Raw genomic sequence first — 13,126 nt, 5'->3', positions numbered from 1 at the left:
CATAATTTTACCGACTAGTAGGTAATAATGGAGGGAACGGTGGACGCACGCGTATCGCCGTGGATGACGGAGGAACTCAGCATCCTGCGGGAGCAAGCTAAGCGCTTTCTCGAGCGGCAGTTCGTGCCGCATCGCGAGCGGTGGGACAAAGCCGGCGTCGTCGATCGCGACGCCTGGCGCGCGGCGGGTGCCGCGGGGCTCTTGTGCGCCAGCATTCCGGAGGCCTACGGCGGGGGCGGTGGGACCCGCGCGCATGACCTGGTGATCAGCGAAGAGATCGGGCGGGCCGGGCTGGGCGGCGGTTTCGGAGCCGGCGCCGGCGTCCACTCCAACATCGTGGCCCACTACCTCCTGGCCTATGGCACCGAGGCGCAGAAACAACGCTGGCTGCCCGGCATGGCCACGGGCGACCTCGTCGGTGCCATCGCCATGACGGAGCCCAACACGGGGTCCGACCTCAAGTCGGTGAGGACCACGGCGCGCCGCGACGGGGATGCCTACATCCTCAATGGTCAGAAGACCTTCATCACCAACGGCCAGAACGCCGACCTGATCGTCGTGGTGGCCAAGACCGATTCGACGGGCGGCGCCAAGGGCGTATCGCTGCTGGTGGTCGAAACGGCAAACGCGCCGGGCTTTCGCCGCGGCCGCAATCTCGAAAAGATCGGCATGCACGCCCAGGACACGTCGGAACTGTTTTTCGACGACGTGCGTGTGCCGCGCGCGAACCTGCTGGGCGATGTCGAGGGACAGGGCTTCGTGCAGTTGATGGTGCAGCTCGCCTGGGAACGACTGATCTGCGCCTCCGGCGCGGTGGTCGCCATGGAAATGGCGGTCGAGCTGACGGCGGCCTACGTCAAGGAGCGCAAGGCGTTCGGCGCCCCGCTGCTGACCTTCCAGAACACGCAGTTCAAGCTTGCGGAAGCCAAGACGCATGCGGTGATCGCACGCACTTTCGTCGACGACCTGATGGTGCGCTTGCTGGCCGGGTCGCTCGATCCGACGACGGCGGCCATGGCCAAATGGTGGACCACCGAAACGCAGTGCCGCGTCATCGACGAGTGCCTGCAGCTCTTCGGGGGCTACGGCTACATGACCGAGTATCCCATCGCCCGGCTGTATGCCGACGCGCGGGTGCAGAAGATCTACGCCGGCACCAACGAGATCATGAAGCTGCTGATCGCACGCACCCTTTAGGCCGCGGTCAGGCGCTGATCCGGCATGAAGCGTTCAAGGACGCTGCGGGCATGCTGCTGCGATTCGCCGCTGTCGTCGAGAACGGCAATACCGATATGGCCATCCGGCCGGACGAGGATCGCGCCGGTGCCGTGCAGAACGGATGCCGCCGGCCACGGCGACTCGAACTGACAGTCCGCGTCCAGGACGACGAGTTGCGTGTTCTTGGCTTGCGCTGCAAACGCACGCCATGTCGAGCTGTTGGCGCCGGTCAGCAAGGTGAAGCGCGTGAGGTCCAGCAGGTCCAGCGTGGACAGGCGTTTGCCCTGATGGCGCAGCCAGGCATGCGGCAGGCGCGCGCCGGGCTGCACGGAGGGCTCGTAGCGGGAGGGATCCGCCGGCCCCTGTACGGGTGGTCCGTAGGAAAAGCCGAGCTGCAGGCCGGTGCTCAGGAAGTGGTCGCGATGCGTATCGATCTCGGCGCGGATCGCGTCGGCCGTCGTTGCCGGGATGTCGCCCTTCTCCAGTGCGGATTGCGCCATCTTGAAGAGATGCGGCAATCGGGTTGAGTTGTTCAGGCTCTGCGCCGTGTTGATGCGGGCGATCGGCTGGCGCTCCGCTTCATAGGTGTCCAGCAGCGCATCGGTGGACAGGCCACGTTCCACGGCGGCGATCTTCCAGGCCAGGTTGTGCGCGTCCTGCAGGCCGGTGTTCAGGCCGAGCCCGCCCGTGGGCGGAAAGCGATGGGCGGCATCGCCGATCAGAAAGCAGTTGCCCTTGCGATAGGTCTTGGCCACCTGAGCCGCCATCATCCAGGGCACGACGTGCCGGATGGCCAAGTCGACGTCGTCAGTACCAATGGCGCGCTTGATCAACGCCTGGCAGTGATCGTCGGAATAGGCCTCCCGCTCGAAGGTCGCCGGGATGGCGCGCGGCGAATAGACCCATGTCGAGGCGGCGTCGTAGGCGATGAACGTCCCCGCCGCCGCCTGATCGAAAATCCAGTAGAGGATACCGGGGCGATTGCGGACGATGGGGCGGAGATCCGCCTCGAAGTGGATCGTAACGCGCGCCCGCACGGCGGGATCACCGTCCATCTCGAAGCCCAGCCGATCGCGCACGGCGCTGCCGGCGCCATCCGCCGCGATCAGGTACGCACTCGTGAAACGATAGGTGGATTGCTCGGTCTGGATCGTCGACTCGACGGCGCCCTCCATCATGTCGCAGGCCGACCATGTGTGTCCGCGCCGGATCTCGATCTCGGGCATTCGGGCTGCCGCTTGCTCCAGGATCGCCTCGAACTGCGGCTGTGCCAGATTGAGCAGAGGAGTCGGGGTCAGGTCGAGGGATGCCGCGTCGTATACATCAAGCGGCAGGACGCCGAACTCGTAACCGACCAGTGTTTCCACGAACCGGACGTGCTGTCCTTCGCCGCGCGGTGTGCCGCGCGCGTACATCTCTTCGACGTCGAGACCGGCGGCACGGCAGATCTCGAGGCTGCGCGGATTGATGACATGCGCCTTCGGCGCGCTGCTCTGGCGCGGCAGGCGCCGCTCCACGACCACCGAGCGCAGGCCAAGCCGGGCCAGCAAGATGGCCATCATCAGGCCGACCGGGCCGGCGCCGACGATCAGGATCGGTCGATCGTGCGCGCTACCGGCTCGAGAAGGCGAAGCGAGAGAAGGGGACATATACGAGCCTGACTGCAATGGCATGGGCACAAGGACTACCGACCGGCGGCGACACTTGTCGTCGCCGGCACGACTGAGGACGCGATCGCTGTCGGACCGCGCTCAGCGCGGGGGCAGGCCGCGAGGGCCGATGTTGGGACGTTTCTTGAGCTCGGCCTCCGGCACGCCGCGCCGGTAGTCAGCGAGGAGCTTCTCGGGATCGAAGTCGACCCCGATAGGGTTCTCGGCGAATGCAGGCGAATGGAGCCACGCCGTGGCCTCGGCCATGGAGGGGAAGTTGTCGATCTGCAGCTCGACCTTGTTGTCGTCGGGATCGCTGTAATACATCGACGTCGTCGGGCCGTGGTTGATGCACCAGGCGGGCTTGATGCCCGACTCCCGGAGCCGCTCGTAGGTGTGCAGCAGATCGTCCAGGTTGGCGTAAGTGAACGCGATATGGTGCAGACCGGGACCGACGCGTTCCGGCGTCGCGATGTCCGGCATCTGGATGACGGCCACGCGGTGGTGTTCATCGTCGTAGGTGATGAACCCGATGAACGCGTTGTCGAACACGATCTCGCCATCCAGTACCTCGCGGTACCAGTCGAGCATCGGTTGCTTGGCGGCGGTTCGGAACACGATGTGGGCAAGCTTGGTCGGCGCCACTTTGCGCCGCTCCGCCACGGTTTCTCTTACCGCGGTATCTTCAAGGACCATGTCTTCCTCCCATGATCGCTCTGATGAGCGCCTGCACGCAGTACGCGGTTCGACTACAGGGTGTTGTCCGGCGCTTCGGCCACGACAGGATTGGCCAGGGTGCCGATGCCGCTGATCTCCACCTCGATGCGATCGCCGGGCTTCATCCACAGCGGCGGTGTGCGCCCCAGCGCCACACCCTCGGGCGTGCCGGTGGCGATGATGTCGCCAGGCTCCAGTGCAATGAACGTCGATACGTAGGCGATGATCGCCGGTACCGAGTAGATCATGTCGGAGGTGTCGGCGTGCTGGACCTGCTGGCCGTTGAGACGGGTGGTCAGGGTCAGGCCGGTCGGTTTGGGTACGTCGGCCGTCGTCACCAGCCACGGCCCGCAGGCGCCGCTGGACTGGAAATTCTTGCCGGCGGTGATCGAGTGCTTCTGGAAGTCGCGCAGCGATCCATCATTGAAGCAGGTGTAGCCGAAGATGCAGTCCAGGGCCTTGTCTTCGGGAACATGCCGAGCGTGGCGGCCGATGACGAGCGCCAACTCGCCCTCGTAGTCGTAGTGATCGGAGGCCGTGGGCCTGATCATCGCACTGCCGTGGCCGACGACGGTACTGTTGGCGCGCAGGAACACGCTGGGTTGCTGCGGAACGCTGCGGCCGGCCTCGGCGACGTGCGATTTGTAGTTCAGGCCGACACAGATGATCTTGCCGGCGTCGGGCACCGGCGGCAGCAATTCCACGTCGGCGAGCCGGTAGTCGGCCTGCGTGCCGCGTTGCGGCGGCAGCGCGTTGCCGGCCAGCGCCGCCCTGAGGCTCGGAAGGCTCAGGCGTCGCCCCAGATCGGTGATCGATTCACCGTCGACGATACCGAAGCTGTCGCCCTTGGCGTCGCGGAAAGAAACGAGGCGCATCTGCACGTTCCTCAGATCGATCCCTTACTTGGCGCGTGCCGGCTGGTCGACGTCGATCACGTCGCCGAACAGTACATAGGTTGTACCATCAAAGCGCGCCAGCCGCGCCTGCTGGATGGGCTGGAAGTTGGTCGGGCTGGTGTTGATCTCGATCCCCGGCAGCAACAGCGGCAGCTTGAGTTGGCGCAGGTTGGCGGCTTCGCGCATGATGCGCTCGCGCGTGACGTCGTTGCCGCATTGGACCAACACCTGAACCAGGGTCTGGGCGATGCTGTAGGCGAGAACACCGAACTGATCGGCGGCATTGCCCTGCGGGTAGTACTTGCTCATGAAGGCAAGGTATTCCTTCATGGCCGGGTCGTCCTTCCATGTCGCGTCGGTCGTGTCCTTTACGTACTGGGTGACGATGATGTTGCTGTCGGCATCGGCGCCGGCCGGCTTCAGAACGGACGCGATGGTGGCCGACACGCTGCTGACGAACTGCGTGGGGCGCCAGCCGAGATCGCGGGCGCGCCGGATCGCCTGGGCCGCGAACTTCGGCGTGGCGAAGTTCATGAAGACGTTGGCGCCGGAAGCCTTCAGGTCGATGATCTGCGAATCGACGGTGGGGTCGGTGGCCTCGTAGGTGACGGATCGCACGATCATCTTGGATGCGCCTTCGCCAAGCCCCTCGATGAAGCCAGCGAGCATGTCTTTGCCCGACTCGTCGTTCTGCGACAGGATCGCGATCTTCGGATCCTTGATGTTGCCGAGGATGTACTTTGCAAACACCCGTGCTTCGCCGGTGTAGGACTGCTGCCAGCCCATGGTCCACGGGTAGTTCGCCGGGTCGGCCCAACGGGTGGCGCCGGTCGTCACGAAGAGCTGCGGCACCTTGCGGCTGTTGAGGTACTTGTGGACGGCGACGTTGGTCGGCGTGCCGACGCTGGCGAACATCAGGAACACCTTGTCCTGTTCGACCAGCCGGCGCGTCATCTCGACGGTCTTGGGCGGGCTGTAGCCGTCGTCGACCGACAGCAGCTTCACCTTGCGACCATTGATGCCGCCTTGTTCGTTCAGCCGTGTAAAGAAGGCCTGGTGCGTGTTGCCGATGACCGACAGGGCAGACACCGGACCGCTGTAGGGAATGGTCTGGCCGATCAGGATTTCATCCTGGGCCCGGGCGCCGGCAATGCCGCATGTCAGGACAGTCATCGCGATGACTGTTCCGATGGCGCCCTTGCGCGAACCGCGCAGTGTCTCGATCCAGCGTCCCAACGCTTCCTCCCCCGGTCTGTTCCCTTGACGGCTGTGTGCCTGACTGCTCGACGATGTCACCGCGCGGTTATAGAATCCAATCGAATGAATTTCCGAGGGTTATACGGATATGAATAACGAGAGGCTGGTGGCGGACGTTCTCACGGCGCTGTCCATCGCCGAGGCCGGCAGCATGAACAAGGCCGCCAAGGCGCTCAACATCTCGCAGCCGTCCCTGACCCGGGCCGTTGCCCTGCTGGAGCGCACGCTGGGCGGGCGGGTGTTCGAGCGCGGCGCCCGCGGCGTGCGCCTGACGGAGCTGGGTATGCAGGTCATGGAACACGCCCGCGCCATCCGGGCCCATGCCGTGCGCCTGCAGCGCAGCGTATCCGCCACGCAGCGCGAGCCGAACATCCATTTCCACTTTGCCGCGGCGCCCGTGGTGCCGCTCGCGGCCTGTTCGCTGGCGATCCTCGATCTGATGGCTGAGCTTCCCGCCGCGCGCGTTCACATCGCCATCGGGCAGCCGGCGGAGGTACTGGAACTGCTGCGCAAAGGTGCGGTGGAAATGGCGATGCTGCCCCTGGGCGAAGCGGAACAGCACGCGTTCAATTGCGAACTGCTCTACTACGATGCCATGGCGATCTACGGCCGCACCGGCCATCCGCTGACCCGGTCACGTCATGTCGAGATCGACCAGCTGTGCCAGCAGAAATGGGTGCTGGGCGGATCCGGAACCCTGGTTCGCACGCGAATCGAGGAATTGTTCGCGGGCCAGGGAGCGGGGCCGCCGCAGATCGCGCTTGAGGCCGACGACGTTGCCCTGCGGCGATCGCTCGTCATGCACTCCGATCACCTGTCGGCCTTCCAGGTTCATCATGTCTACAACGAGCTGCGCACCGGCCTGATCGCCAAGGTGCCGTATCGCTGGCAACAGGAGATCAGCGCTGTGGGATTGCTGCGCCTTCTGCCGCACACCGACGCGTCCAGTTGCCTGCGTCAGGCGTTCCGGCGTCGCTTCCAGGAAGCCGGCATGCAGATGACACGCGATGCGGAGGTGGCCACGCCGCAGCGCTCGAAGCGCCGCCCGGTGACAGCAAAGCGCCGTCGATGATCAGGACGACGGGTCGCGCCAGCGCTGAATGCGCCGATCGAGGAGGCGAACGACGCCCAGATGAAGGAGGCGGGCAATGGCCGACGTGTAGAAGATCATCATGCCCATGGCGATGGCAGACGCCGGCATGCCGGAATCGTCCATGTTGATCGCCGCGATCGCCGCCGTCTTGGTGTCACTGGTGTAGAGGAAGATCAGGGCGGCCACGGTCGTCATGGTGTTGACGAACAGGAAGCTTGCGATATCGGCGATGGTCGAGCCGCTCAACGGTACCGTGACCCGGCGGAACGCCATCAGGCGGGACGCTCGCAGCGAATCGGAGACCAGGTCGAATTCGCGATCGATCTTCTTGAGTGCCGTGACGGCGGTGATGTGAGGCACCGTATAGAAGTGAACGATGGTGTTCACGGCCATGATCGTGATGCCGCCGAACAGCGCCGACAGCGGGTTGGCTGGATCGTTGAAGAAGATGATGTAACCCAGGCCCAGGATCAGGCCAGGGGTCGCGATCGGCAGCATCGCCAGGAATTGCAGAGCAAACCGCGTCAGCCATGCGTGTTCGTGCTTCTCGACGATGTAAGCGCCGATGAAGATCACGACCGTGCCGACGACCGTCACAAGCAACGACAGTTCCAGCGAGTTGACATACGAGCTCCAGCCATTGAGGTCGACATCCTGGAACATGTAGCCATTGAGCGACAGCGACAGGTCATAGGGCCAGAACTTCACGAATGACGCCCACCCGGCGATACCGATCACCAGGCAGATCAGCGCCGATATCACCAGGCAGAAGACGAAGGCGATCGGATCGAGGGCGGAGCGTGCCGGCCGGTGGATGGTCGAGCGACTGGAGAAGACGGACCGATGCCGCTTTTCCAGCCAGCGTGTGACGGCAAAAGCGAGAATCGTCGGCAGCAACAGCAGCACGCCGATCACGGCGCCCATCTCGAAATTCTGCTGGCCGACAACCTGCTTGTAGATGTCGGTCGACAGAACGCTGAAGTTACCGCCGATGATCTTGGGCGCGCCGAAATCCGTTGTGACCAGGGTGAATACGACGAAGCAGGCATTGACGAGACCAAAGCGGCTTGCCGGCAACGTGACACGCCAGAACGTGCGCAAGGGCGAGGCGCCTAAAGCCTGCGAAGCCTCGTACAGGCGGCCGTCATTCATGCCCAGCGCGACCGTCAGGATCATCACGGCCGAGGGGAAGCAATAGAAGATCTGAGTGAGGCAGATGCCTTGCGGGCCATAGACCGTTTCGAACGGAAACCAGTCGCGCAGAATGCCCTGGCGTCCGAACATGTAGACGAAGGACATGGCGGGCAGCAGTGACGGTGCCAGCAGCGGCAGCATGGTCACGGCGGCGAACAGGCGCTTGCTCGGCATGCAGGTATGCGTGAGACAATAGGCAAAAGCGAAGCTCAGCGGCACGCAGATGACTGTCGTGAGCAGACCGACCAGGATCGTGTTGCCGATCGAGACGCTGAGCGACGGGTTCCGTAGATAATGCAGATAGTTGGCCAGACCGACATACTGACCGGTGTCGTCCTGCAGGCTCCGGACCAGGACCGACAGAATAGGTGCGGCCAGGAACAGGACGAGCGCCAACAGCAGCAGGCGCGCGGTCGTGCCGATGACAACCCGGCTGCCGTTGATATCCGGGCCGGCGATCCTGGTCAGGAACGTGGCGCTGCGCATCACGAACCCGCGAAGACGCTGATGCGATCCGGGTCGACGGCGACGCGAACGGCGGCCCCCTCGGCCAGTGCCGTGTCGCGGACGGTGGCTGCTGTGAAGTCGGCGTGCACGACGGCGTCGGGTACGCCGGTCAGTGCCAGGCCGCACCGCCAGGAGGCGCCGTGAAAACTCAACCGCGCCACGCGGGTTTGGATCGTGTTGCCGTCATCGGCTGTATCGACGAGCCGTACGTCCTCGGGCCGAAAGCAGATTGTGACGGATGACGCTGATGGTGCGTCGTAGGGCCTGGTCTTCAGGACGTGCTCACCCAGACGAACCGTGCCGGAACCCAGCGCCGTTGCCGGCAGGGCCGACGACGTGCCGATGAACGTGGCGGCAAAGCGGCTGGCGGGCTGGGCGTAAAGCGTGTCCGGCGCGCCGATTTGCTCGATCGAGCCCTTGTTCATGAGGACGACCGTGTCGGAAATCGCCAGCGCTTCCTCCTGGTCGTGCGTTACCAGGACCGTGGTGATGTCGAGCCGCCGCTGGAGGCTGCGAATCTCGTCCCGCAGATAGACGCGGACCTGAGCGTCGAGCGCCGACAGCGGTTCGTCAAGAAGCAGCAGCTCCGGTGATGTGGCCAGCGCGCGCGCCAGCGCGACCCGCTGCTGTTGGCCGCCGGAAAGCTGGGCGGGATACTTGTTGCGCTGGCTTTGGAGGTCGACCAGATCGAGCAGCTCCGAAACGCGTTTTTCGATGGCGGTGCGCGGCGTACGTCGCGCCACCAGGCCGTAGGCGATGTTGTCGGCGGCCGACAGATTGGGAAACAGCGCGTAGGACTGAAAGAGAATGCCGAAGTTGCGCTTCGACGCGGGCGTGTTCGACACGTCGCGGCCGGCAATCCGGATTTCGCCGCTCGTCTGGCGATCCAACCCAGCGACGGCCCGCAGCAAGGTGGTCTTGCCGCAACCCGACGGGCCCAGCAGCGAAACAAGCTCACCCTTGTTGACGTTGAGGGAAAAGTCGTTCACCGCACGGAAGCTGCTGAAGACCTTCGAGAGATGTGAAATTTCAAGATAGGGTGCGGCCATTGTCGTTCCAGCGCTGCTTCATGCTCACCGGCTCCCGGAAGATCAAAGGGAGCCGGTGTCGTTGCCTCAAATGACAGCGGGCTACTTGGGCGCCGACTTGCCGTCGTAGCGCTTGGTCCATTCGGCAATGATTGCCTGGTTGTTGGTTGCCGCCCACCTGAGATCGTTCTTGATCATCGCGCCGCGGGCTTCCTGCGGATAGTTCTTCGGCAGGTTCTTGACATCCGACCGGGCCACGATCGGGAAGTACTTCGAATAGAGTTCGTTGGCCTTTTTCGACACCGTCCAGTCCGCCAGCGCCTTGGCGGCGTCCAGGTTCTTCGTGCCTTTCACGATGGCGGTCGCTTCCATCTCCCAGCCGATGCCGTCGGTGGGGATAATGATGTCGATCGGTGCGCCCTTGGTCTTTTCCGAAGCGGCACGCATGTCGAAACCGATGCCGACCACGCGCTCGCCGCGGGCGGCCTGCACGCACGAGGCGGAGCCGGAGTGAGTGTAGACCGCGATGTTCTTGTGGAGTGCATCGAGATAGGCCCAGCCGGCGTCATTGCCGCGCTTCTGCAGCCATGCCGATACAGCGAGGTATCCGGCGCCGGAGGAGGCCGGGTTCGGCATCACGATTTCGTTCTGATAGACCGGCTTGAGCAGGTCGTCCCAGGTCTTCGGCGCAGGGATGTTCTTCTTGGCCGCTTCGATGGTGTTGAAGCAGATCACGGACAGGTAGGCATCCATCCCGGTCCAGGCCATCGGCTTCTTGTCATCGACGAAGGCGGGATCGAGTTCCGACGCATCCTTGGGCGTATAGGGCTCGATGAGGCCACGCTCCTCCAGCATGATCACGCTGGTGACGGCCAGTCCCCAGATCAGGTCGGCACGTGGATTGTTCCGCTCGGCGATGATGCGAGACGCCACGACGCCGGTGCCTTCGCGCACCCAGACGATATCGATGTTGGGGACGTCGGCTTCGGCCGCCTTCTTGAACGCGGCGAGCTGATCGGTGTCCAACGCCGTGTACACCGTCAACCGGGTCTTGCCCTGGGCCAGCGCGTCAGTCTGGCCGGCGCACACGGATGCCGCTGTGAGCCCGAGAGCCAGCAATGCACCTCGCATGGTGCGCCATAATGCAGTGCTCATGTCGATCCCCTTTGTTATTGTGGCAGCGCGATCAATCAACGCAATCCGCGGCAAGCACTGTCGAACGCACACAGCGTATTCTCGAGTTCGCTGTCGCCGTGTGCCGACGTCGCGAGCCGCCGATTGCCCGGCAGCACGTAGCAACCACCGGCAACAAGGCCACGATCGATGGCGCCCAGCAGGGCATTGTCTTCGCGGGCGAGATCGGCATTGCAGGTCGGCGGGTGAGGCAGCGTGGTGACGGCCCACATGGATGCGTCCCCGTCGATTCGAACCGCGGTTGCGTGGCGGTCGGCGATCTTCTGAAGTTCGCGCCGCAGGTTGGCGGTCCAGGCATTGAGTGCGTCGTGGAAACCGGTCTTGCCGACCTGTTCCAAGGTCGCCAGGCCGGCCGCGGCCGCCACCGGCATGCCGTGATGCGTGCCGTTGAACAGCACATAGCCCGGCTCGTTCCGGCGGGTACCCGAGACAAGATCGATCAGGGCCGATGGACCGGCCACGGCGCCGAGCGGATAGCCGCCGCCGATGATCTTGCCATAGCAGGCGAGGTCGGGCGTGACTCCGAAATAGCTCTGTGCTCCGCCGTAGGCGAGCCGAAATCCGGTCACCACCTCGTCGAAGATCAACAGCGCACCGATATCGCGGGCGATCTGGCGCAGGCCTTCCAGGAAGCCGGGGCGTGGAAAGATGTGCTTCTGCACCGGCTCGACGATGATGGTGGCGAGTTCCTGCGCGTGCCGATGGGCCAGCGTGCGGACGGCGTCGATGTCGTTGTACGGCGCGACCAGCGCAAGGCGCGCCGTCTCGGACGGCACGCCGCCGGTTTCCGGCATGCCGAGGCCGTCATTGGAGGCCGCCTTGGCCTGCGTCAGATCCTGGTTGCCGTGATAGGCGCCGTCGAACTTGAGGAAGAGCTTGCGGCCGGTGGCGGCCCGGGCGATCCGCAACGCATACGCGGTGGCCTCCGAGCCCGCGGTGGCAAACGCTACCTTCTCGGCGCACGGGCTCGCCGCGACCAGGCGTTCGGCTAGGCTCAGTGTCGCCGGTGCCGTCGATCCGAAGAACACCGATCCCAGCGCGACCTGTGCCTGCACGGCCGCGACGACGGAGGGGGCGCAGTGCCCCAGGATCAAAGCACCCGCACCGGCGTGATAGTCGACGAGGTTGGCACCATCCGAGTCGTAGATGCGTGCACCCGCACCGCGGGCAGCCATGAAGGTCTGATCGGGTGACAAGGCGCTGCGGCCGCTGACTCCGTTGGGCAGCAGCGCACGCGAGCGGGCGATCTGCTGTGCCGCGTCGGCGGAGCGTGTGCGTGACGCGATGGGAGAGGATCGGGTAGCAGCCTGGATGCCGGACGGGGAAGAAGCGTCCGCCGTCATTGCGCCGCCACGCGCGCCGCCCGCCGCGTGCGCCAGTCCTGGGCTTCGCGTTCCATCGTCTCCAGCAGCAGGTGGCCGAGCTGTTTGGACACTGGTCCGGGCTTGCCGTCACCGATCTTGCGCCCGGAAATTTCCACCACCGGAACCGCCAGCTCCAGGGTCGAGCAGATGAACACTTCGTCGGCTGCCGACAGCGTGAAGGAATCGAAGAGTTCTTCGACGACCTCGAAGCCCTGCGCCCGGGCAACCTCGATCACGACGTCGCGGGTGATGCCCGGCAGGATGTCGCGGTTCAGCGGTGCCGTCGACAGGCGGCGTCCCTTCACGGCAAAGACGTTGTAAGCGATGCCCTCGGTCACGAAGCCCTGCTGGTCGATTGCAATGCCCACGTCGGCCTGCGCCGAGGTCACTTCGATCGCACCCAGCACGCTGTTCAGGTAGTTGCAATGCTTGATGCCGGACGGCACCGCCGCAGACGCCATGCGCGGCCGCGACAGCATGATGCCGCGCAGGCCGGCTTCGATCTTCTCGGCCAGCAGCCCCTTGTAGTAGTCGCGGAAACCGGGGATCGGCAGGATCGTCACGTTGGGCTGCGGCTTTCTCAGCAGACGCGGCTCCCACTTGATCGACGATATTCCCTCGCCGCGACTGATCTGGATGCGCAGATAGCCGTCCGCCATCCGGTTGCGTGCGATGGCATCCTCGACGATCTGCGCCCACTCATCGTCGGTGTAGGGATTCTCGATCCGCAGATAGGCCAGCCCATGCTTGAGCCGGGCCATGTGCGCGTCGAACCGGAACGGCGCGCGATCCCAGACGGCAATGCCTTCGAACACACCATCGCCATAGAGGAAGCAGCGGTCAAATACGGAGACCTTGGCTTCAGCCTCGGGGACAAAACTGCCATTCAGAAATATTTCGAGCGCTGAAGACATGCCGTGGTGGCCTCGATATCGACTGTGTCGCGGTGGGATGCATCGCAGCGTACGCTCAATACTGCGAACAGTCGCACTGCCTCTCTCAATGGTAC

Annotated in this window: 11 protein-coding genes; 2 read left to right on the top strand and 9 right to left on the bottom strand. The window is 64.4% G+C overall.

The window, feature by feature from the left end; all coding sequences use genetic code 11:
* The first annotated feature begins 63 nt into the window (after positions 1-63).
* Positions 64-1,197 carry an acyl-CoA dehydrogenase family protein gene (locus FQU96_RS07075; RefSeq protein ID WP_146540659.1) on the top strand — a complete coding sequence of 378 codons (1,134 nt, stop codon included), beginning with the start codon at positions 64-66 and terminating at the stop codon, positions 1,195-1,197.
* Here FQU96_RS07075 and FQU96_RS07070 read toward each other — a convergent pair.
* The 4 genes from FQU96_RS07070 to FQU96_RS07055 form a co-directional block, all read right to left on the bottom strand.
* A complete protein-coding gene (locus FQU96_RS07070; protein ID WP_255467891.1) occupies positions 1,194-2,867 on the bottom strand; it encodes an FAD-dependent monooxygenase in 1,674 nt (557 codons plus the stop codon). The genes FQU96_RS07075 and FQU96_RS07070 overlap by 4 nt on opposite strands.
* 102 nt (positions 2,868-2,969) lie before the next feature.
* Positions 2,970-3,530, bottom strand: a complete 561-nt coding sequence (locus FQU96_RS07065; RefSeq protein WP_218574636.1) for a VOC family protein — start codon at positions 3,528-3,530, stop codon at positions 2,970-2,972.
* A gap of 86 nt (positions 3,531-3,616) precedes the next feature.
* Complete coding sequence (locus tag FQU96_RS07060) at positions 3,617-4,459, bottom strand: fumarylacetoacetate hydrolase family protein (protein ID WP_146540165.1); 843 nt, start codon at positions 4,457-4,459, stop codon at positions 3,617-3,619.
* A 24-nt stretch (positions 4,460-4,483) separates the two neighbouring features.
* The gene (locus tag FQU96_RS07055) at positions 4,484-5,653 is read right to left on the bottom strand and encodes an ABC transporter substrate-binding protein (RefSeq protein ID WP_146540658.1); all 1,170 of its coding nucleotides are present in this window, start codon (positions 5,651-5,653) and stop codon (positions 4,484-4,486) included.
* A 190-nt stretch (positions 5,654-5,843) separates the two neighbouring features.
* Between FQU96_RS07055 and FQU96_RS07050 the strand changes: the two genes are divergently transcribed.
* Entirely contained in the window at positions 5,844-6,809 is a 966-nt protein-coding gene (locus FQU96_RS07050; RefSeq protein WP_178130356.1) for a LysR family transcriptional regulator, read from the top strand.
* Here the strand turns inward: FQU96_RS07050 and FQU96_RS07045 are convergent, their stop codons facing one another.
* The 5 genes from FQU96_RS07045 to FQU96_RS07025 all read right to left on the bottom strand — a co-directional run bounded on the left by FQU96_RS07045 (position 6,810) and on the right by FQU96_RS07025 (position 13,031).
* Positions 6,810-8,510, bottom strand: a complete 1,701-nt coding sequence (locus FQU96_RS07045; RefSeq protein ID WP_146540163.1) for a putative 2-aminoethylphosphonate ABC transporter permease subunit — start codon at positions 8,508-8,510, stop codon at positions 6,810-6,812.
* Positions 8,510-9,580: a putative 2-aminoethylphosphonate ABC transporter ATP-binding protein gene (locus tag FQU96_RS07040; protein WP_146540162.1), complete on the bottom strand. Its 1,071-nt coding sequence runs from the start codon at positions 9,578-9,580 to the stop codon at positions 8,510-8,512. Before FQU96_RS07040 ends, FQU96_RS07045 begins: the two co-directional genes overlap by 1 nt.
* An 81-nt stretch (positions 9,581-9,661) precedes the next feature.
* Entirely contained in the window at positions 9,662-10,714 is a 1,053-nt protein-coding gene (locus FQU96_RS07035; protein WP_255467889.1) for a putative 2-aminoethylphosphonate ABC transporter substrate-binding protein, read from the bottom strand.
* Between the two features lie 35 nt (positions 10,715-10,749).
* Positions 10,750-12,096: an aspartate aminotransferase family protein gene (locus tag FQU96_RS07030; RefSeq protein ID WP_146540161.1), complete on the bottom strand. Its 1,347-nt coding sequence runs from the start codon at positions 12,094-12,096 to the stop codon at positions 10,750-10,752.
* The gene (locus tag FQU96_RS07025; RefSeq protein ID WP_146540160.1) at positions 12,093-13,031 is read right to left on the bottom strand and encodes an aminotransferase class IV; all 939 of its coding nucleotides are present in this window, start codon (positions 13,029-13,031) and stop codon (positions 12,093-12,095) included. The genes FQU96_RS07030 and FQU96_RS07025 overlap by 4 nt, the downstream gene beginning before the upstream one ends.
* Positions 13,032-13,126 lie beyond the last annotated feature (95 nt).

This window comes from Reyranella sp. CPCC 100927 (assembly GCF_007859315.1).
Classification (GTDB): domain Bacteria; phylum Pseudomonadota; class Alphaproteobacteria; order Reyranellales; family Reyranellaceae; genus Vineibacter.
Note: the sequence above shows the minus strand (reverse complement) of the source record. Positions and strands in the feature narration are given on the sequence as shown.

Bases quoted from the DNA above. Each gene is read 5' to 3' on its own strand.
- FQU96_RS07060 (WP_146540165.1), bottom strand. From the start codon at position 4,459: ATGCGCCTCGTTTCTTTCCGCGACGCCAAGGGCGACAGCTTCGGTATC.
- FQU96_RS07055 (WP_146540658.1), bottom strand. From the start codon at position 5,653: ATGACTGTCCTGACATGCGGCATTGCCGGCGCCCGGGCCCAGGATGAA.
- FQU96_RS07030 (WP_146540161.1), bottom strand. From the start codon at position 12,096: ATGACGGCGGACGCTTCTTCCCCGTCCGGCATCCAGGCTGCTACCCGA.
- FQU96_RS07075 (WP_146540659.1), top strand. From the start codon at position 64: ATGACGGAGGAACTCAGCATCCTGCGGGAGCAAGCTAAGCGCTTTCTC.
- FQU96_RS07045 (WP_146540163.1), bottom strand. From the start codon at position 8,510: ATGCGCAGCGCCACGTTCCTGACCAGGATCGCCGGCCCGGATATCAAC.
- FQU96_RS07025 (WP_146540160.1), bottom strand. From the start codon at position 13,031: ATGTCTTCAGCGCTCGAAATATTTCTGAATGGCAGTTTTGTCCCCGAG.
- FQU96_RS07070 (WP_255467891.1), bottom strand. From the start codon at position 2,867: ATGTCCCCTTCTCTCGCTTCGCCTTCTCGAGCCGGTAGCGCGCACGAT.
- FQU96_RS07040 (WP_146540162.1), bottom strand. From the start codon at position 9,580: ATGGCCGCACCCTATCTTGAAATTTCACATCTCTCGAAGGTCTTCAGC.
- FQU96_RS07035 (WP_255467889.1), bottom strand. From the start codon at position 10,714: ATGAGCACTGCATTATGGCGCACCATGCGAGGTGCATTGCTGGCTCTC.